The following is a 19,250-nucleotide window of genomic DNA, read 5'->3' as shown; positions in this document are numbered from 1 at the left end:
TGATCTTATGTCGAGGCGATATTCGGGCGTTTTCGTCGTTGAAATTCCGCCCTTATTAGGGGACAGTCCCGCATGACCTTCCCCGACGAAAAGTTCACCGATATCGGCGCCTTCGCCGAGGCCTATTTTCAGGCTTCCCAGGTTGCCCAGGCCTCTATCGACCGTGTCGCGCTGGCCAAGGCCGGGGCCCTGCTGGCCGGGGCTTATGCGGCGCGCAAGACCATCTATGTCTGCGGCAACGGCGGGTCGGCGGCGATCTCCAACCATCTGGTCTGCGACCATCTGAAATGCATCCAGACGGACACGGACCTGCGCCCCCGGGTTGTCTCCTTGTCGGCGACCATCGAAACCATTACCGCCGTCGCCAACGACATCTCCTACGACGAGGTCTTCGTCTATCAACTGCGGACCCTGGCCGATCCGGGCGATGTGTTGATTTCGGTCTCATCCTCGGGCGATTCGGAAAACGTCGTGCGGGCCTGCGCATGGGCCAAGACCAACGACCTTGCGGTGATCGCCATGACCGGGTTCGCGGGCGGGCGCACGCAAGGGCTTGCGGACGTCAACCTGCATGTGACCGGCGACAATTACGGCATCGTCGAGGACACCCATCAGGCGCTCATGCATATCCTGGCCCAATTCATCCGCCAGGATCACATGACCGCGGACCTCATCAAAGACCGCAAGTTCTGACGCCAAGCCCTTGGGGCAAAAGAAAAGGGCCGCTTTCGCGGCCCTTAATCATTTCGGAATGGGATGGTGGGGATTAGTGCCGGAAGTGGCGCATCCCCGTGAACACCATGGCCAGGCCGCGTTCGTCGGCGGCGGCGATAACCTCGTCATCGCGCACGCTGCCGCCGGGCTGGATGATCGCCGTGGCCCCCGCGTCCGCCGCGGCCATCAGGCCATCGGCAAAGGGGAAGAAGGCATCCGAGGCGACGACGGAGCCGATCGCCCAGCTGTCGGCGTCACCGGCGACCCGGGCCGCGTCCTGCGCCTTCCAGGCGGCGATGCGCGATGAATTGACGCGGCTCATCTGCCCGGCACCCACACCCACGGTGGCTCCGCCTTTGGCATAGACGATGGCGTTGGACTTCACATGCTTGGCGACGGTGAAGGCGAAGGTCAGGTCGGCCATTTCCGCGGTACTGGGGGCCCGCTTGGTGACGACTTTGAGATCGCCGACCAATCCCGCGTCCCGGCCCTGCAGCAGATAGCCCCCGGCCAGGGAGCGCACGGTCATGCCGGATGCGGCGGGGTCGGGCAGCGCGCCGGTGACCAGCACGCGCAGGTTCTTCTTGGCGGCCAGCACGGCCTTGGCGCCGCCGTCGATGGCCGGCGCGATGACGACCTCGGCGAACAGGTCGGCCACGGCCTCGGCGGTCTTGGCGTCGAGCGGCCGGTTGACGGCGATGATGCCGCCGAAGGCGCTTTCCGTGTCGCAGGCCAGCGCCCGTTGATAGGCGTCGAACAGATCATCGCCCAAGGCCACGCCGCAGGGGTTGGCGTGCTTGACGATGACGCAGGCGGGCTGATCGGCAAACTCGGCGACCAATTCGAAGGCCGCGTCCGTGTCGTTCAGGTTGTTGAAGCTGAGCTCCTTGCCCTGCAGCTGCTCCGCCGTGGCGATGCCGGGCCGGGTCGGGCCGCCGGCATAGAACGCCGCCGTCTGGTGGGGGTTCTCGCCGTAGCGCAAAATCTGGCGCCGTTCGCCGGCGAAGGTCAGGCGGGTCGGGAAGGTGTCGCCCAATTGACCCGCGAACCAGCCGGAAATGGCCGCGTCATAGGCCGCCGTGCGGGCGTAGGCCGTGGCCGCCAGTTGTTTGCGGAATTGCGGCGTGGTCGCCCCCTTGTTGGCGCTCATCTCGTCCATCAGCTTGGCGTAGTCGCCGGCATCGACCACCACGGTGACGTCACCGTGATTCTTGGCGGCGGCGCGGATCAGGGCCGGTCCGCCGATGTCGATGTTTTCGATGCAGTCGTCGAATTCAGCACCCTTGGCCACCGTCGCCTCGAACGGATACAGGTTCACGACCAACAGGTCGATCGGCTTGATGCCATGGGTTTTCATGGCCTGCTGATGTTCCGCGTTGGCGCGCACGGCCAACAGACCGCCGTGGATCATGGGTTGCAGGGTCTTGACCCGACCGTCCATGATTTCGGGAAAGCCGGTGAAGTCGGATACCTCGATGACCGGCACGCCCGCGTCCTGCAGCAGTTTGGCGGACCCGCCCGTGGACAGAATCTCGACCCCTTGGGCGGCCAGGAAGGCGCCCAGCTCGGCCAGGCCGGTTTTATCGGAGACGGATATCAGGGCGCGGCGGATCGGCTCGGTCATGCTTGTTCGACTCTCTTTTCCTGGGGGGGGGGGGGGGGGGCGGCAATGGTTCCGCTGAATTCGGGAACCAACGCATCGACAACGGCGGCGGCGGCGGCAAGGTCGCCCTTGTGGCAGGCGTCCGACAGGCGACGAAAAGCGGTCTCGACTTCGGCCAGGGTGACCAGGCGGGGCGTCGCCAGCAGCACGCCCGGTTGCACCGTCGGCACCGGCGCTTCGTCGCCGTGGAAGATTTCCTCGAACAATTTCTCGCCGGGGCGGATGCCGGTGAATTCGATCTTTACGTCCTGGTCGGGAACCAGCCCGGCCAGGCGGACCATCTGGCGCGCCAGATCGACAATCTTCACCGGCTTGCCCATATCGAGCACGAAGATGCGCCCGTCGGCGTCGCTTTTCACGCCCAGCGCCGAGGCGGACAGGACCAGTTCCACCGCCTCGCGGATGGTCATGAAATAGCGGGTCATCTCCGGGTCGGTCACGGTCAGGGGCCCGCCCGCAGCAAGCTGCTTCTGGAACAGCGGGACGACAGAGCCCGTGGAGCCCAGTACGTTGCCGAAGCGCACGGTGACGAAGCGGGTTCCCCGGCTGTTGCGGCGGCTTTCCACATCCATGGCCTGACAGACGATTTCCGCCAGCCGCTTACTGACGCCCATGACGCTGGTCGGATTGACGGCCTTGTCCGTGGAGATCATCACCATGGCGGCGGCCCCGGCGTCGCGCGCCGCGCGGGCAACGCACAGCGTGCCGATGGCGTTGGTGTCCAAGCCTTCGGCCATGTTGTCTTCGACCAGCGGCACATGCTTGCGTGCCGCCGCGTGGAACACCAGCTGAGGTTGGTGGTCAGCGAAGACACGGGCCATGTGGTCGGTATTGCGCACGTCGGCCATCACCGCATGGCGCGGAATGGCGGGGAAGCTGCGCGAAAGCTCCATATCGATTTCGTAAAGCGCGAATTCCGACAGATCCAGCAGCACAATGCTCTTCGGCTTCAGTTGGCAGACCTGGCGCGCCAGTTCGGAGCCGATGGAGCCGCCGGCACCAGTGATCAGGACGCGTTTGTCTTCGATCAGCGCTGCCATGGCGTCCCGGTCGAGCGGCGTCTGCGGGCGGCCGAGCAAGTCCTCGACCGCGACCGGGCGCAGGTCCAGCTTGTCGGTGATGCCGTCCTTGAAATCGGTCATCTGGGGCAGGCGGGCCAGATTCAGGCCCAGGCGCTCGGCTTCCGATAGCAGGCCGCGCACGATCTCGCCATCCATGGACGGGCGGGTCAGCACGACCCGGCGCGGCTGGTCCGGCGTGCCGGTGAACCGGGCGGCGGCGGTGGCCAAGTCATGCACGGTGCCGACGATCTCGATGCCGCGAATGTATTGGCCGACCCGGCCCGGGCGTTCGGACAGCAGGCCGACGACCCGGTATTCGGGATGATCCGTCGCGGCGAGAGAGCGGATGAACAGCTCGGCCTCGTCCCCGGCCCCGGCCAGCAGTACGGGAATGCGTTCGCCGTTGTCGGCCTGGAACGGCGACGACGCGGACCGGTCCTTGAGAATGCGATAGACGAACCGCGGCCCGCCCAGCAAACCGATCAGCAAAATCCACTGGATGGCGAATACCGAACGGGGAAAATCCTCCAGGCGGACCCAGATGAACATGGCCAGCAGGAAGATCAGGACCGCGAGGCTGACGGCCTTGGTGATCGACAGCAGATCATTGATGGACGCATAGCGCCACACGCCCCGGTACAGGCCGGCGACATAGAAAACCGCCGCCGCGGCGGCCGTGAAAAACACCCCGGCAATAAGCATAATGTCCGCCGGCTGTGCCCATATGTCATCGCCCAGGCGCAGATAGAGGGCCAATGGGAAAGACAGTCCGGCCATGAAGATGTCATGGCCGTAGGCGATCCATCCTCTCGGCGGAATGCGGCGGTTTGGTAACTTGAACAAGCCTAAATCCATTGCTTGTGGTGACGCCGGGGCGTGGTGCGGTCCGGCGTGAAGCGTTTCGCCCCTGCTTTTACCACCACTGTCCGGAACCTCAAGGGGTCGCCGCGCTGTCGCGGTGACGGAACAGGGCCAATAAACAGCCCGTTGCGACGGCGGCGGCAGCCAGGGCGGGCCAGGTCCCCAGCCAGGGAACAAGCGCGGCCAGGGCAATCAGCACGGCATTGAGCGCCAAAATCTGGCAGGCTACTCGGGCGTGACTGCGTCCGGCCCGGGTGGCTTGCTGGTAGAAATGGTCGCGATGGGCCTGCCAGGGCGCTTCCCCCCGCAACAGCCGCCGCAGCAGCGTGATCGTCGCATCGGCCAGATAATAGAGCGGCAGGATCACGGCCGGCGCCCAGGCCCCGGCAGCCGCCATTTCCAGCAACAGCCAGCCGATGAGAAAGCCGAGCGGCACGCTGCCGACATCGCCCATGAAGACCTTGGCCGGATGCCAGTTCCAGATCAGAAAACCGGCGGCGGCGGCGGCCAGGCAGATGCCCAGACTGCCATGGGCTGGCGGCACTGCGCCCAGGGCGGCAATCACGGCAACGCCCAGCCCGATGCCCAGGCATTCGACGCCGCTGATACCGTCGATGCCGTCCATGAAATTGAACAGATTGATGAACCAGACCCAGCCCAGTCCGACGCCGATCAGCGCCACGGTCCGTGGGATGGCGTCCGGCAGCCAGCCGGCCAACCCCGGGTTCAGAGACAAAACCGCGGCAACGGCGATGATATGGCAGATGAATCGAACCCCCGTCGGCACGCGGCGGAAATCGTCGACCAATGACAGGCCCGCCAGCCCAAGGGCGGCCAGAGCCAGAGGCCAAAGCGCCGTCCCCTCCAGCCACTGCCAGGCCGGGACCAGCGTCGCGACGATCAGCACGCCGCCGCCCACGGGTGTCGGGCGCTGATGGCTGCTGCGTTCGTTGGGATGGTCGAGCACCTGGAACCGCCGCAGCAAGGAAATCAGCGGCCCCGTCCCCAGGGCGACGCCGCCGAAGACCAGGGCGGCGGCCAGGATCGTATCGATGGTCAAGGTCATGGCGGACTTTAGCTTCGGCCCGGTGCGGACGAAAGGGCGGAGGCATCCAGCACCTGACTGTAGAGGGTCTGTATGGCGGCCCCGATTTTCGCCTGCGACAGCCGGGCCTCGACATCCGCCCGTGCGGCCGCCCCGTAGGCGCGGCGCAAATCACCGTCGGCGGCCAGGCGGTCGATGGCATCGGCCAGCGCCGCCGCGTTCCGGGCCGGCACCAGCAGACCGTTCTCGCCGTCGCGGACCAGGGCACGGCAGCCGGGCACATCAGTCGCAATCAAAGGCCGGGCCGAGGCGGCGGCCTCCAGCAGGCTTTTCGGCAGGCCCTCGCGGTAGGACGGCAGCACGGCGATATGGGCCGATGCCCAGATGGCGGCGATGTCGTTCCGTTCGCCGGTCCACTCGACCAGGCCTTCCGCGACCCAGGCATCGATCTGCTCCCGGGTTATAGTCGTCGGGTTTCCGGGGTCCGGGGCGCCGACCAGGACCATATGGATGTCGCGTCCGCGATCCTTCAATATCCCGGCAGCCTGGACGAATTCCTCGACCCCCTTGGTTTTCAGCAGCCGGCCGACCAGAACGGCACGCACAGGCGGTGTGGGGGGCTCAGGTGTTACTGGAAACGCCGCAAGGTCGACCCCCGAGCCGGGAATGAGATGCAGGTGGCCGGCCCGGCCGATGCCGCGCGCCGCGAGGAAGCTAAGGTCGTCATCGTTCTGCACCAGCATGTGAACTTGTTTATTTCCGCACAGGCGGCGGAGCATTCCCATCAACAGCCCGCCCAACAGGCGGCTTTTCAGGGATCGCTTTGCTCCATCGTCGGTGAACAGAATGCCGAGCCCGGTGAAGGCGTTGATGACCCTGGCGCCGCGTGCGCAAAGCCGTGCCGCCAGGGTGCCGTAAAGTACCGGCTTGGCGGCGACGTTGTGGATCAATTGGGGGCGAAAGCGGCGCAGGGTGCAGATCAGCCGGGCCAGGTAGCGCAGATCGCCGATGGGCGACAGGCCCGCGCGCTCGACCGGCGTATGAAACACCGTGAAACCGAGGGCCTGGATGGCGTCGGTATGTTCAGACACGCGTGTCGCGACGGCGACATCGAATCCCATGTCCAAGGCGGCCCGTGCCATGGGCAGGCGATGGCGCAGAAACGCCCAGTCCTCGGTCACGATGAACAGTAGCCGCGGGCGCTGGGGCCGCATGTCCGGCATGGCGATCAGCCGGCCCCGCCCGCCGTCACAGTCGCCACAGCTCGACCATGGACGGTCGGCCGTCACGCGCCAGCCGTGCGCGGACGTCGACCACCAGGCCGTCGTCGGCGGCGAGAAGCCCGGCGATCCAATCCCAGCCGCGGGCCAGATAGGCCTCATGCGGGACGGCCAGAATCACCGCGTCCGCTTGGCCAAGGGCGTCATCCGCCGCCAATTCCACGCCGAATTCGTGTTTGACTTCCGCCCGGTCGGCCATCGGATCGTGCAGCGTCACGTCGGCGCCGAAGCGTTCCAACTCGTGCGCGATGTCGATCACCTTGGTATTGCGCACGTCGGGCACGTTCTCTTTGAACGTCAGACCCAGGATGGTCACGCGAAACGATTTGATGCCGCCCCTCTTGGACAGGCGGCGCATGGTTTCGCGGGCGATGAAGGGGCCCATCTCGTCATTGATGCGGCGCCCGGCCAGAATGACCTCGGGTCGGTAGCCGGCCATTTCGGCGCGATGGGTCAGATAATAGGGATCAACCCCGATGCAGTGCCCGCCGACCAGACCTGGCGTGAACGGCAGGAAATTCCACTTCGTGCCGGCGGCGGCAAGGACATCGGAGGTGTCGATGTCCAGTCGATCAAAGATCAGGGCCAGTTCGTTCATCAGCGCGATGTTCAGGTCGCGTTGGGTGTTCTCGATCACCTTTGCGGCCTCGGCGGTCTTGATGGTCGGCGCCATGTGTACGCCCGCCGTGACGACGGCGCCGTAGGTGTCGGCGACGATGCCGGCGGTTTCCGCATCGCAGCCCGACACGACCTTCTTGATGGTCTCGAACCGATGTTCCCGGTCGCCGGGGTTGATGCGTTCCGGCGAATAGCCCACGAAGAAATCGCGGCCGTAGGCCAGGCCTGAGCGTTCCGCCAGGATCGGCACACATTCCTCTTCCGTCGCCCCGGGATAGACGGTCGATTCATAGACGACGATGTCGCCCTTCTTGAGGATGGCGCCGAGTGTTTCCGTTGCGGCCGTCAGCGGCCCCAGGTCCGGCCGCCGCAGGCCGTCAATCGGCGTCGGCACGGTGACGATGTGAAAATCGGCCTTGGCCAGATCCGCCGGGTTGTCGGTGAAGGTCAGGTTTGCTGCGGCCAGGTCGGCGGCCTCGACCTCGTGGGTGCGGTCGTGGCCGGCGCGGAGTTCATCCAGCCGCGCAGTCGAGATGTCGAAGGCGACGACGGAAAACCCGGCGCGCCCGAACGCCACGGCGACGGGAAGGCCGACGTATCCCAGACCGATTACGGAAATGCTGCGTTTCGTCATATTCAGGCTCTTAACCTCTTCGCGCCATTGAAACAACTAGGTTCCGCATTGGCGCATCAGCGCATAAGATCGCCGCGCACCGTCAACCGCCCGACCACGAACGACCGGACCTTGAATATGCCCAATGGTTCCAAGACCGCGATTGTCATCTCTTCGGACGCCAATTATTTCGATCTTCTCATGGGAACCGTGCGTTCCCTGCGGGAACGGGCGCCGGAATTGAATGCCGATCTCTGTATTCTCGACGTCGGACTGACGGCGGATCAGGTTGCGGTTCTGAAGGGTGTGGCGGCTTCGGTGGTGACCGCCGGCTGGGATTTGGACTTTCCCGGCCGCGACCTCACGCCGGGATATTTCAAGGCGATGGTGTCCAGGCCCTATCTGCCGACCCATTTCCCCGGTTACGAAACCTACATGTGGATCGATTCCGACGCCTGGGTGCAGGATGCGTCGGTCATATCCTTATTTCTGGATGCGGCGGCAGGCGGCGCCCTCGCCATTGTTCCGGAAATCGACCGCGGATATACCGCCCATTACAAGCGTCCCCGGGCCTATTGGCGGCGGCCCAGCCACCGCATGTACCGCTGGGCCTATGGATGGAAGGTGGCGGACCGTCTAGGCCGCAACCCGATCCTAAATTCCGGCGCCTTCGCGTTGCGCGGCGACGCACCCCATTGGCAGTTGTGGCAGGCGGCGCTCAAGGCCGCGTTGTGCCGCTGGCGCCTTCGGCCCGGCATTCGGGATCTCTATGGCCGGATATCGGAGCAGACGGCGCTTAACTATGTGGTGTTCGGCGACAAGGCGCCGGCGACCTTCCTGCCTGCCTACTGCAATTGGCTATGCGGCCATGGCACGTTGAAATTCGATCCCGCGCGTCGCCTATTTGTCGAACCGCATGCGCCGCATCAGCCGCTCGGCATCGTTCACCTGGCGGGCGACGGCGTTCAGAACCGGGTGTTCGATATCGCCAAATTGGGCGGCGGGACCATTTCCACCGGCTTGAAGTATCCGGATGCGGCGCCGCTGATCGCGCCGGCAGGTTAAGCCCCGCGCCGCCGCCACGCGGTCCACAAGACCAGCGTTGCGACAAGGATTGTTCCGGTGATCAGCCCGAAGCCGGATTGCAGGACGGCATAAGGGTCCGCGTAGAGCAGGCGGAACGGCAGATAGAACAGCCAAGCCGCGCGCAAGGCCTGGCCCAACCAATCGGCGCTCTCCGTCAGCCATCCATCGAATAGGGCCAGCACCGCGCCGAAGGCGGCGAAGGTAATCAGCACGCCTGCGGTCCCCAGGCTGTAATAACCGAACGAGAATAGGTCGACCGGGATCCACGGGAGCATCTTCACATGCAGGCTCAGGATCATCGGCGGCAGGGTTTCGACGCCTGAGAAGTTGGGCAGCATGTAGGCCAGGCCCAGGGGAAGGTCGATGAAGTAGCGAAACGGGATCGGGTCGGGCGTGGCGGTAACGGTGTGGGCGGCGGCAATATGGGGAAAACCGAAATCCGCGATGATGAACAGGATATGGTTGATGAGATCGGTGCCCATCTGATGGATCGTCGCCATGCCGATGCCCAAGGGGTCGCGCGAGAAAGTATGGGGCAGGTTGGCGACGAAAAGACCGACCACCGCGATGCATAGCATGATCAGGATCGCAGCGGTCTTCGAGCGCATGAGGAACATCGCCGCGAGAAACGGTGTGATCAGAAAAGCGCAGAGTTCAAGCCGTCCGCCGACATGAAATACGCGGAGAAAGCCCGCATACCAAACAGCAGCAGCCAACAACAGAACGAGAATACGCATGCCGCCCCGCATTCGAATGGCCGCGCCGATCAAAATCAGGAAAGCGGGAAAGGCAATCTGCGACAGGACCTGCAGGTATCCCCATTTCGCGGGAAAAGTGCCCGTCCGGACATGAATGCCCATGTCGATGAGTTGACGGATTCCAGTGTACTGGGAAGTGTAAATCGTCATGGCCATAAGGGCGATCGCCCCCAATACGACGCCGGAGATCGCCAAAAGGCCGGTTGATACGCCGTTGCTGGAAAAGGCGCGCAGGGGAAAGGCGCGTGCCGCACCGTAACCGGCAAGAAGTGCCACGTAAGCACCGATCAGAATAACCCCCGTGGTGATATAGGCCCCTTCCGGCAATCTAAGGTGGTCGGCGAGATCGAGGAGATAAAGCCGAATCCCCCATGGGTTGGGGTCCACTGCGCCGCGCGGGCCCGTCGCCCAAGGGGTGCCGGGCAGAAAGGCAACCAGGAACGGCGGCAGACAATAGGCGGCCGCGATCAGCGCATGTGCGGCGGTCAGGAAGGTGATGCGTCGCGTCCGCCAGAAATTCAGGCCCTCAACAACGGCCATCAAGACCATCAGGCCGCCGCTCAGGATCAGGGCGGGTGTCATTGTTGCGCTCCGTGCGTGCCGGCGGCGCGGGCCCAGGGCAGCAGTCCCGTGTGTCGGTAAATAATGGCGCTTGAAAGGCCGGCGCGGATGACCATCGCGGCCCCGGTCGCCATCGCAGCACCCTCAATCCCGAAACGCGGGATCAGGATCAGGTTGAGGATCAGATTGACCCCCAACGTCAGCGCGGACACCACGGCGTTCATGCGCTCAAAAGGACCGACAAGAAAGAACATTTCAACGGCGCCCATCAGGGAATAGACAAAGTACGCCAGGGTGAGAATTGCAACGACCTCGCCGCCCGGAAGGAAGTCCGGACCGAACAGCCCAAGGATCAGGGGGCGTCCGGGCAGAATCACCACCAGCATTGCGGTACAGGCCGCGATTGACAGCAACGTCGCCACGTTCATGCGGCTCTGAAGCTCGGCGGTCTTGCCCTCGGCGAACAGCTTGGCGGCCATTGGACCGAACCGGGCGCGCACGGCGACCACCGGAAAAATCGCCAGCAGCGCGACCTTGGCGGCGGGTGCATACAACCCCGCCTGTTCCGTGCCCAGGATATGGCCGATCATCAGGATATCCATTTGCGTCAGCAGGATGGTCAGGCCGGTGACCGCGACATATGGAAGGCTGACCTTTAACCAGTCCCGCCATGATGGCGCGGGGCGGTCATCGGTTGCCGGCTCGGCGAGGATACTGGACCGCGCATAGGCCATGAGCAGGATCAGCACACCCAAACTAACGCCCAGGTTCACGACCATCACTAGGGCCGCGTCGAGGACCGCGAATTGTGCAAGGGCAAAAACGGCCGCCAGTAAAGCGAGAGGGCGGGCAATCTCGAACACCAGAGTCGATTGAACCACGCGCTCAAGGCCTTGCAAGACGGCCGCCCGTTGCTGGATCAAGGCCATCACCACCGTCAACGCCAAGGCACCGTACAGGGTGCCGCGCATTTCTTCAGCCGATTGCGGCAGCATCCAGGTAACGGCTGCCCATCCGATGGCCACGATACATGCCCCTAAAATCAGAACGACCCGGTTGGAGAAACCGACGACCGCCGTCATGGCCGCGCGGTTGCCCTGCGCCCGGTACTCGGCGATGAAGCGGACCATGGACAGGTTCATACCCGCCTGGATGAGGATGAACAGGATGCTCAGCCAGGACAGGGCGAAGACGTAAGTGCCGTAGGATGCGACGCCGAGCCAACGGGCGAACAGAACATGTGAAACAAAGGCCAGGCCGGCCCCCGCCACATTGACGACGAGAATTTTCGCGCCGTCGACGAACAGAAGGTCGCTCGTCAGGGCGCGGACTGCCGGGGCAAGGCGCATCAGTTTCCGGTGTCTCGGTTCGCCAGATGGGTCAAGACATCCTGGGTCCCGCCCGCGCGGATGTCCCAGGAATGGGCGGCGACGATGGCGGCGCGGCCTCGGGCCCCCATGGCCTTGACGCGGGCCGGATCCGCAGCCAGATCGGCGACGGCACGGGCGAGCGCGTCCGGGTTTTCGGCCGGCACGGCCAGGCCGCAATCGTTGTCACGCACCAGATCGGCCTGACCCGGAAAGTCAGAGACCACGGCCGGCACACCGCAGGACAGGGTTTCGAACACCTTGAGCGGATAAAGCCCCGTACCCGTGCGGTCGCCCAGATTGTTCTTCGGCACCAGGCCGCAGATGCTTTTGGCGACGATGCCCGGCAACACGCGATAGGGCTGGCGGCCGAGATCGCGGATGCCGGGGTCCTGCGCCGCCGCGGCTTCGACCGCCGGGCGTTCGGGCCCGTCGCCGACGATCACCAGATCGACACCCGAAGGCCAGGCCGAGGATTGTTTGGCGGCAAGCAGTGTGGGAATGCCCTGCCAGCGGGCGAGCCCGCCGAAGAACACGGCGTAGCGTTCCGGCAGGTCGACGTCACAGGGGGCGTCCGGATGAAACAGGTCCGTATTGGCGCCGTTGGGCACCACATCAACGGGCGTCGCCACACCTTGGTCGCGGACCCAGTCGGCAAGCTGCGGCGTTACCGTGATCAGGCGGTCGGCCCATTGGAACTGCTTGCGCCACATCCATTTGATGATGCCGGCAAGCGGCCGTGCCCAGGCATAGGCAATGGCGACGTCTTCATAAGGGCCGTTGATTTCGTGCACGATGGGCGCACCCCGCAGCCGCGCCCAAAGCGATGCCGGAAAGGCCAGGAAGTGAGATCGTACGTAGACCGCTTGCCCGTCTTCGAAGGCGCGCATCACCCGCCATTGCAGGCAGAGATATTCCATCATCCGCCGCGCCAGGCCGGGCCGCTTCCAGTGACCGGAATAGGACGGTACGAACAGATCGACGGTCCAGCCCCGGCGCTGCAGCCCGCCCACGATCTCGTGGATATGGGCATAGGAGGCCTGCCCCTCGCGGGGGGCTTCCAGGGCGAGATAGAGAAGATGCTTGCGCGCGTTCACGCCGTGCCGCCGTCCTTGGCCAGATAGGCGGCGATCGCCTGGGCGATGCGCGTTGCCGCGTTGCCGTCGCCGTAGGCATCAATGTCACGGCGCGGGATGTTCGCGTCGGGGGATTGCCACAGGCGGTTCCACCCGGCGTCGACCGTCTCGGTCCATTCCGTTTCGTCGCGCAGCGTGATGCAGGGCACGCGATGGAAATAGGCTTCCTTCTGCAGGCCGCCGGAATCGGTCAGCACGCCCGCACTCGCCTTCACCAGATGGGTCATCTCGAGGTAGCCGAGCGGGTCCGTCACGGTCATGCCGTCGAGGGTCAGGCCGGCCCGCTGGAGGGCCGCCTTTGTCCGGGGGTGCAGGGGCAGGACGACCGTGCCCGGCCGCGCCTTGAGGAATTCGATAACCCTGGCCAGCTGCTTGTCGTCGTCCGTGTTCTCGGCCCGGTGCACGGTCGCGACCTCGTATTCACCGGGGGTCAGGCCGAGGCGCTGAACGACGTCCGAACCTTCCGGCCGTTCGGCGGCGGCCAGGGCCGCGTCGAACATCACGTCGCCGACCAGCATCACGCCGGCGGAGATGCCCTCCTTGGCCAGGTGGGAGACCGCCAACGGTGTTGGGCAGAACAGCAGTGCCGACAGATGATCGGCGACGCGGCGGTTGATCTCTTCCGGCTGGGCGCGGCGGAACGACCGCAGGCCGGCTTCGACATGGAACACGGGAATGTCCAGTTTGGCCGCGACCAATGCGGCCGCCAGGGTTGAATTGGTGTCGCCGTAAATAAGAAGACCGTCGGGCCGGTCGGCGGTCAGCACCGGTTCCAACGCGATCAGCATGCGTCCGGTCATGTCGCCGTGGCCGCCGCCGCTGATGCCCAGGTTGTGGTCGGGCGTCGACAGGCCAAGCTCGCGGAAGAACACGTCGGACATGCCGTCGTCGAAATGCTGGCCCGTGTGGATCAGCACCTCATCGATGCCCGCGTCCCGGAAGGCGCGCGACACGGGTCCCGCCTTGATGAACTGGGGGCGGGCGCCGACGACGGTTGCAATACGCGTCACGCGCCGACCGCTTCTTTCAATGCGGCCAGGATGCGATCCTGGGTCGCGGCGTCCAGATAGGGGTGCATGGGCAGGCTCAACACGTCATGGGCCAGGGCCTGTGATACCGGCGTGCCGTTGCCGGCACGGGGATAATGGGCATAGGCCGGCTGATCCGATAGCGCGACCGGGTAATAAACCGCCGTGGGCACGCCCTGTTCCTTCAGCGCCGCGGCGACGGCGTCGCGGTCGGCCACGCGGATCGTGTATTGGGCCCAGGCGCTGACCGCGCCGTCGATCACGGCGGGCGGTGTCGCGACCTCGGCGAGCCCCTCGGCATAGCGGGCGGCGACGGCCTGACGCTTTTCGATCTCGTCCGCGAAAATGTCGAGCTTGGCCAGCAGCACGGCGGCCTGAATGGTGTCCAACCGCGCGTTCAGCCCGACCGCCACGTTGTCGTATTTGTTGGTGCCCTGGCCGTGTACGCGCAGGCTTCGCATGCGGGCCGCCAGGTCGGCGTCGTTGGTCAGCACCGCGCCGCCGTCGCCGTAACAACCGAGCGGCTTGGCGGGAAAAAAGCTGACGGATGTCGCGTCGCCCCAGGACCCGACCGGCTTGCCGCCGAGCGCCCCGCCGTAGCTTTGCGCGGAATCCGCCATCACCTTCAGGCCGTGGGCGTCGGCGATTTTCTGGATCGCCGGATAATCGGCGGGCTGCCCGAACAGGTCGACGGGGATCACGGCCTTCAGGTTCAGGCCCGCGTCCTTGGCCGTGGCGACGGCGCTTTCAAGGGACGCCGTGTCCATGTTGAAGGTATCCGGCAGGACATCGCAGAACACCGGCGTTGCGCCGGTCAACGCGACCACTTCGGCGGTCGAGGCGAAGGTCATGGCCGGCACGATGACCGCGTCGCCGGGACCAATGCCCCAGGCCATGAGCACCAGCAGAAGCGAGTCCGTGCCGCTGGAACAGCTCACGCAATGGGCGGCGCCGCCCATGTCGGCCAGGCGTTTTTCCAACTCGGCGACCTCGGGCCCCATGATGAAGCGGCCGTGGTCGAGGACTTTGGCGATGGCCTGGTCCACCGCGTCGCCGAGGCGTGCGCGCTGAGCCTGAAGGTCGATGAAAGCGATGGGAGAGGCGGTCATGAGGTGATTTCTTTCAATGTGCCGGTATCGGTGACTTTATATTTGCGGCCTTCGCGCGGACAGACCAGATCGTCGCCCAGGCGTTCACCCGCATGACTGACCCAGCCGATGTGCCGCGCGGGCACACCGGCCATCAGGGCATGGGCCGGCACGTCGGAGGTCACCACCGCACCCGCCGCGATCATGCAGTAATCGCCCAGCGCATGGCCGCAGACGATGGTCGCGTTGGCGCCGATGGTCGCCCCCTCGCCGACCGGGGTTTCCCGGAAGTCGTCCTTGCGGTCGACCTCGGCGCGCGGGGTCAGCACGTTGGTGAACACACAGCTCGGCCCGCAGAACACGCCCCGCCCCAAGGTCACGCCCTTGTAGACGCTGACGTTGTTCTGAATCTTGCAGTTGTCGCCGATGGTCACGTCCGGCCCGATCGAGGCGTTCTGTCCGACCACCACGCCGGTGCCGATCGTCGTGCCCGGCAGCACATGTGAGAAATGCCAGATCTTGGTGCCGCTGCCGATGGCCACGCCGTCGTCGACGACTGCCGTCTGGTGAACTTTGGCGCCGGGAAACCGGCCCGTGCCGATTGCATCGCGTGTCGCGCTCATGTCCGTCTCCGCCCGTTCCAATATGCTCAATACCCGCATGCCCTCGGCACCGTCCGTGCGGGGCGTTTCGCCCGTCGCGACGCAGTCCAGGAAATGGCCGCACTCCATCGCTAAGGGTTCGCCCTCGTCCAGGGCGACGGGCATGGCTTCGGCCTTTTCCGGGGTCGGCACGCCGTCGCGCCAGTCGATGCGGTGAGGATAGAGCAGCAGCTTGCGCTCCCACGGCTCACCGTCGTTGAACACGGCCATGGCCTTGTCACCGACCACGACCAGCTTCTGTTCCTTGAAGGGATGCAGCCAGGATACGAAGACATGGGCCTGCACCCCGCCGAGAAAGGTCAGATGCGTGGTTGTCACGTCGGCGATGACGTCGTGCAGATAGCTGCCGCCCTCGGCGCGCACGGTCGTCGGCTCATCGCCGACCAGGGCCAGGATCATGGAAATGTCGTGCGGCGCGAAGGACCACAGGGCGTTTTCCTCGCGCCGGATTTTGCCCAGGTTCAGTCGGTTGGAATAGAGGTACTGCAGCTTGCCCAATTCCCCCGCGCGGACCATTTCGGTCAGCTTGATGAAGGCCGGATGGTACTGCAGCAGATGGCCGACCATGAGAATGCGCCCAGCCGTCTCGGCGGCGGCCAGCACGCCCTCGGCCTCGGCGACGGTCAGCGCCAGGGGCTTTTCCACGAACACATGCTTGCCGGCCTCCAGGGCTTGGATGGCAAGGGCGGCATGGGCCTCGGCCGGGGCGGCGATGACGACGCCCGAAATGGCAGGATCGGCCAGGATGGCGGCATAGTCCATGACCGGAACGTCGTAGGTTTCCGACATCGAGGCGGCCAATTCCGGGTTGGCGTCGGCCACAGCGGCCAGCGCCCCAAGCGCATGGAAATTGCGCACATGGTTCTTGCCCCAATGGCCGCAGCCGATGACGGCAACCTTGGGCGGGTTATTCGCGGCGGAGGTCATGCGGGATCAATCATTCGGTTTCGGAGGAAAGCGTGACAGCGGCAAAAACGCTGTTGGTGCCGGGGCAATGGGTGAGTTCGTGGACGGTGCCCGCATCGTTGAGCAGGGCGCGCAGGCGGGCTTCGGTGAAATAGTGGAAGTGGAGTCCGTCCAGCGGCCGTCCCGCAGCGAGATCGCGTTCCCGACGCGCCAATGCCCAAGCCACGCGCGGCCAGGTAAACAGCGCGAGGCCGGTGAACGCGAGAATGCGGGTCAGCAAAGTCCGGTTGGTTCGGCATAGATCGGAAATCCGGATAGACAAATCGTTTTGCGCGATCAGAGGTGCATCGTGCAGGCCGCACCAAATGACCGCATGGCCTCCGCCGGTGATCTTTCCGGCCAGCGTCAAGGCGTTCCTAGCATCCTCGAAGTGATCGAGCGAGGTTACAAACAACGCCAAGTCGAATTTTTTATCGAGCGTGTGGGCCGCCAGGTCCTCGAGTCGCCCGCAGATAAAGGGATATTCCCGGCTTGGGGTTTCGTCCAGGGGGTCCAGGCCGGCGTATTTCAGGATCGGGGCAAGCCCGCGCACATAAGGGGGGCGCGCTGATCCGATGCCGCACCCTAGGTCGATCATCGTCTCCGCACCCCAGACCGACGCCCATTTAGCGATGAAGCCTTCGAACATGGCCATTACGCCCAGGGTCGCCTGCGGGTATTCTTCCGCCTGATGGTGGGCGCGGTATTCCGCAAGAGAGGCTTCCGTAACCTGTCGCCAATCGGGGCTGCCCTCGCCATCCAGGCGCAAGGTGCCGCCGTTCTCCAGCAGATCGGCGATCTTCAACGGATTGTCGCGCGAAGCCGTCGTCATGCTGCGAAATCGACCTCGTGAATTTCCGCCCAGCGGATCAGGTTCGCGACCAGCCAGACCTGTTGCGGGAGCGGCCCGCCGCTGCGGGTCAGCCCCTTGATCCGTTTTGCCAGGGCGGGGTGGTTGAGCGCCGGGACGGCGCGTGCCGCGTTGCTGTCGATCATGGTTTCAAGCCATCCGCCCGCGTCGCGCAGCCATTGGTCCTGTGGTGTGATGAAGCCGATCTTGTCGCGACGGTTCAAAATGGCGTCGGGCACCAAGCCCCGCATGGCGGCGCGGAACACGGATTTGGTCTCACCCCGGTCGGAGACGAGAAATTCTTCGGGCAGGCCATAGACGAAATCGACGATTTCCTTGTTGAGGAACGGCACTCGGCTTTCGACGGTGTAGGACATGGAATTGCGGTCCTGATAACGAAGCAGCGCCGGCAGGACGCGGCTCGACAGGCTTTCCGCCAATTCTCCCATCAGCACACGACCCTTGCGGGGGTGTTGCGGTGCGCGCGTATTGACGCCGTTGGCGGCAAGCCAGTCGCCGTTCATCCAATCGGGAACAAGGTCTTCGCCGATCAAACGCCGGGCCGCGCTCTGCATCCCACCGGGCAGAATGAACCGCGCCGCCCGTGCCAGCATCCCGGCGGGACCGGCCTGCCCCCGGCTTGCGTTCAGCAATCGCAGGGCGCTCAGTGCATTTCCACGCCGCAGCATGCTGACCAGGCGCGCGGCCAGGAAGGGAACATATCCGGCCAGGATTTCGTCGGCCCCCTGGCCGTCGAGAGTGACCTTGATGCCTTGGCTTCGGACCAGGGCGTAAACCCGGTTCTGGGCGTAGATGCTGGTCGATCCGAAGGGTTCGCCCTGGGTTCGGATCAGGCCATCCAGCCCGCCAGCCAGGGACGCCCCATCCGAAGTCGTCTTATGCATGGTCGCCCGCGCGGCTTGACCGGCAATGTCGGCCCAGTGCTCTTCGTCGTGGCGGCTGCCGGGGGCGACGAAGGAAAAGGTGTGCAGGTCCAGGTTGTTGCCTTCGATCTCGCGCATGGCGCAGACCACGGCGGTGGAATCGATCCCGCCCGACAGGGCCGCGCCGACCGGCACGTCGGCCCGCAGATGCAGCCCGACGGAACGGCGGAACAGGCGGCCCAGTTCGGTCGCCGCCTCATCGAAACTCAGGTCGGATGTTTGTTCGGTGCGTGGCCGCCAATAGGTTTCGGGCGCGGGGGCCGCGACACGGTCCAGGTCGATCGTCGCGAAGGACGCCGGCGGCAAATGATGTATCTCGCGGAACAGGCTGTCCGTTCCCTGGTCGGTCAGCCCGAACCGCAGGTAATCGTACAGCGCCTGCGGATCGACGGCGCGGGACAGCCCCGTCAGTTCCAACAACGCCCCCGGTTCCGACGCGAAGGCCAGGTCGCCGCCACGCAGCGTCCAGACCAGCGGCTTGATGCCGAAGGGGTCGCGGCCCAAGGTCAGCGTCCGGGCCGCTGTATCGACGAAGGCGAAGGCAAACATCCCGGTCAGGCGGGGCAGGGTCCGCGCCACGCCCCAGCGGGCCAGGGCGATCAACAGGACTTCCGTATCCGATTGGCTGCGGAACGTGGCACCCTCGGCTTCCAGTTCCCGCCGCAGCTCAAGGTAGTTGTAGATCTCGCCGTTGGTGATCAGGACATGGCGGCCGTCGGACGTGATCATCGGTTGGTGGCCGCCCGGCCCCGTGTCGATGATCGACAGGCGGCGGTGGGCCAACCCGACCCTGGCCCCGGGGGCCAGCGCCGCGCAATCGGGTGCGGCGTTGATGCCCCCTTCGGCGGTCCAGGTACAGGCCCCCTGGTCGTCGGGGCCGCGATGGGCGACGGCGGCGGACAGGCGCGCCAATTCTCCCACGTCCACGGTGCGATTCGGTCCGGCGAGGATGCCCGCGATCCCGCACATG

General features: G+C 65.2%; 15 protein-coding genes. 2 read left to right on the top strand and 13 right to left on the bottom strand.

Features of this window, described 5'->3' with window-relative positions; genetic code table 11:
- Positions 1-72: 72 nt before the first annotated feature.
- Complete coding sequence (locus KFF05_17635) at positions 73-693, top strand: SIS domain-containing protein (GenBank protein ID UTW51690.1); 621 nt, start codon at positions 73-75, stop codon at positions 691-693.
- Positions 694-766: 73 nt separating this feature from the next.
- On the opposite strand, the gene purH is transcribed toward KFF05_17635, so the two are convergent.
- The 5 genes from purH to KFF05_17610 form a co-directional block, all read right to left on the bottom strand.
- Positions 767-2,338 (bottom strand): bifunctional phosphoribosylaminoimidazolecarboxamide formyltransferase/IMP cyclohydrolase, encoded by a 1,572-nt coding sequence (gene purH / locus KFF05_17630; protein UTW51689.1) that lies wholly within the window; start codon positions 2,336-2,338, stop codon positions 767-769.
- On the bottom strand, positions 2,335-4,293 hold the full coding sequence (locus KFF05_17625) for a polysaccharide biosynthesis protein (protein UTW51688.1): 1,959 nt from the start codon (positions 4,291-4,293) through the stop codon (positions 2,335-2,337). Before KFF05_17625 ends, purH begins: the two co-directional genes overlap by 4 nt.
- A gap of 79 nt (positions 4,294-4,372) precedes the next feature.
- Positions 4,373-5,365, bottom strand: coding sequence for a glycosyltransferase family 4 protein (locus KFF05_17620; GenBank protein UTW51687.1), 993 nt, complete (start codon positions 5,363-5,365; stop codon positions 4,373-4,375).
- An 8-nt stretch (positions 5,366-5,373) separates the two neighbouring features.
- On the bottom strand, positions 5,374-6,633 hold the full coding sequence (locus tag KFF05_17615) for a glycosyltransferase family 4 protein (protein UTW51686.1): 1,260 nt from the start codon (positions 6,631-6,633) through the stop codon (positions 5,374-5,376).
- Positions 6,593-7,876 carry a nucleotide sugar dehydrogenase gene (locus KFF05_17610; GenBank protein ID UTW51685.1) on the bottom strand — a complete coding sequence of 428 codons (1,284 nt, stop codon included), beginning with the start codon at positions 7,874-7,876 and terminating at the stop codon, positions 6,593-6,595. Before KFF05_17610 ends, KFF05_17615 begins: the two co-directional genes overlap by 41 nt.
- 117 nt (positions 7,877-7,993) lie before the next feature.
- Between KFF05_17610 and KFF05_17605 the strand changes: the two genes are divergently transcribed.
- The gene (locus tag KFF05_17605; GenBank protein ID UTW51684.1) at positions 7,994-8,920 is read left to right on the top strand and encodes a hypothetical protein; all 927 of its coding nucleotides are present in this window, start codon (positions 7,994-7,996) and stop codon (positions 8,918-8,920) included.
- Here KFF05_17605 and KFF05_17600 read toward each other — a convergent pair.
- The 8 genes from KFF05_17600 to asnB are packed head-to-tail and all read right to left on the bottom strand — an operon-like array spanning position 8,917 to position 19,249.
- Positions 8,917-10,281: a hypothetical protein gene (locus tag KFF05_17600; GenBank protein ID UTW51683.1), complete on the bottom strand. Its 1,365-nt coding sequence runs from the start codon at positions 10,279-10,281 to the stop codon at positions 8,917-8,919. The genes KFF05_17605 and KFF05_17600 overlap by 4 nt on opposite strands.
- The gene (locus KFF05_17595) at positions 10,278-11,609 is read right to left on the bottom strand and encodes an oligosaccharide flippase family protein (protein UTW51682.1); all 1,332 of its coding nucleotides are present in this window, start codon (positions 11,607-11,609) and stop codon (positions 10,278-10,280) included. Before KFF05_17595 ends, KFF05_17600 begins: the two co-directional genes overlap by 4 nt.
- Complete coding sequence (locus KFF05_17590; protein ID UTW51681.1) at positions 11,609-12,724, bottom strand: glycosyltransferase family 4 protein; 1,116 nt, start codon at positions 12,722-12,724, stop codon at positions 11,609-11,611. Before KFF05_17590 ends, KFF05_17595 begins: the two co-directional genes overlap by 1 nt.
- The gene (gene wecB / locus KFF05_17585) at positions 12,721-13,773 is read right to left on the bottom strand and encodes a UDP-N-acetylglucosamine 2-epimerase (non-hydrolyzing) (protein ID UTW51680.1); all 1,053 of its coding nucleotides are present in this window, start codon (positions 13,771-13,773) and stop codon (positions 12,721-12,723) included. The genes KFF05_17590 and wecB overlap by 4 nt, the downstream gene beginning before the upstream one ends.
- A complete protein-coding gene (locus tag KFF05_17580; protein UTW51679.1) occupies positions 13,770-14,900 on the bottom strand; it encodes a DegT/DnrJ/EryC1/StrS aminotransferase family protein in 1,131 nt (376 codons plus the stop codon). The genes wecB and KFF05_17580 overlap by 4 nt, the downstream gene beginning before the upstream one ends.
- Complete coding sequence (locus tag KFF05_17575; protein UTW51678.1) at positions 14,897-16,468, bottom strand: Gfo/Idh/MocA family oxidoreductase; 1,572 nt, start codon at positions 16,466-16,468, stop codon at positions 14,897-14,899. Before KFF05_17575 ends, KFF05_17580 begins: the two co-directional genes overlap by 4 nt.
- A 10-nt stretch (positions 16,469-16,478) precedes the next feature.
- Entirely contained in the window at positions 16,479-17,291 is an 813-nt protein-coding gene (locus KFF05_17570; protein UTW51677.1) for a hypothetical protein, read from the bottom strand.
- Positions 17,292-17,314: 23 nt separating this feature from the next.
- On the bottom strand, positions 17,315-19,249 hold the full coding sequence (gene asnB, locus KFF05_17565; protein UTW51676.1) for an asparagine synthase (glutamine-hydrolyzing): 1,935 nt from the start codon (positions 19,247-19,249) through the stop codon (positions 17,315-17,317).
- Position 19,250 lies beyond the last annotated feature (1 nt).

It is taken from the genome of bacterium SCSIO 12827 (assembly GCA_024397995.1).
Lineage (GTDB): Bacteria > Pseudomonadota > Alphaproteobacteria > Rhodospirillales > Casp-alpha2 > UBA1479.
This window is presented reverse-complemented; position numbering and strand designations above follow the sequence as displayed.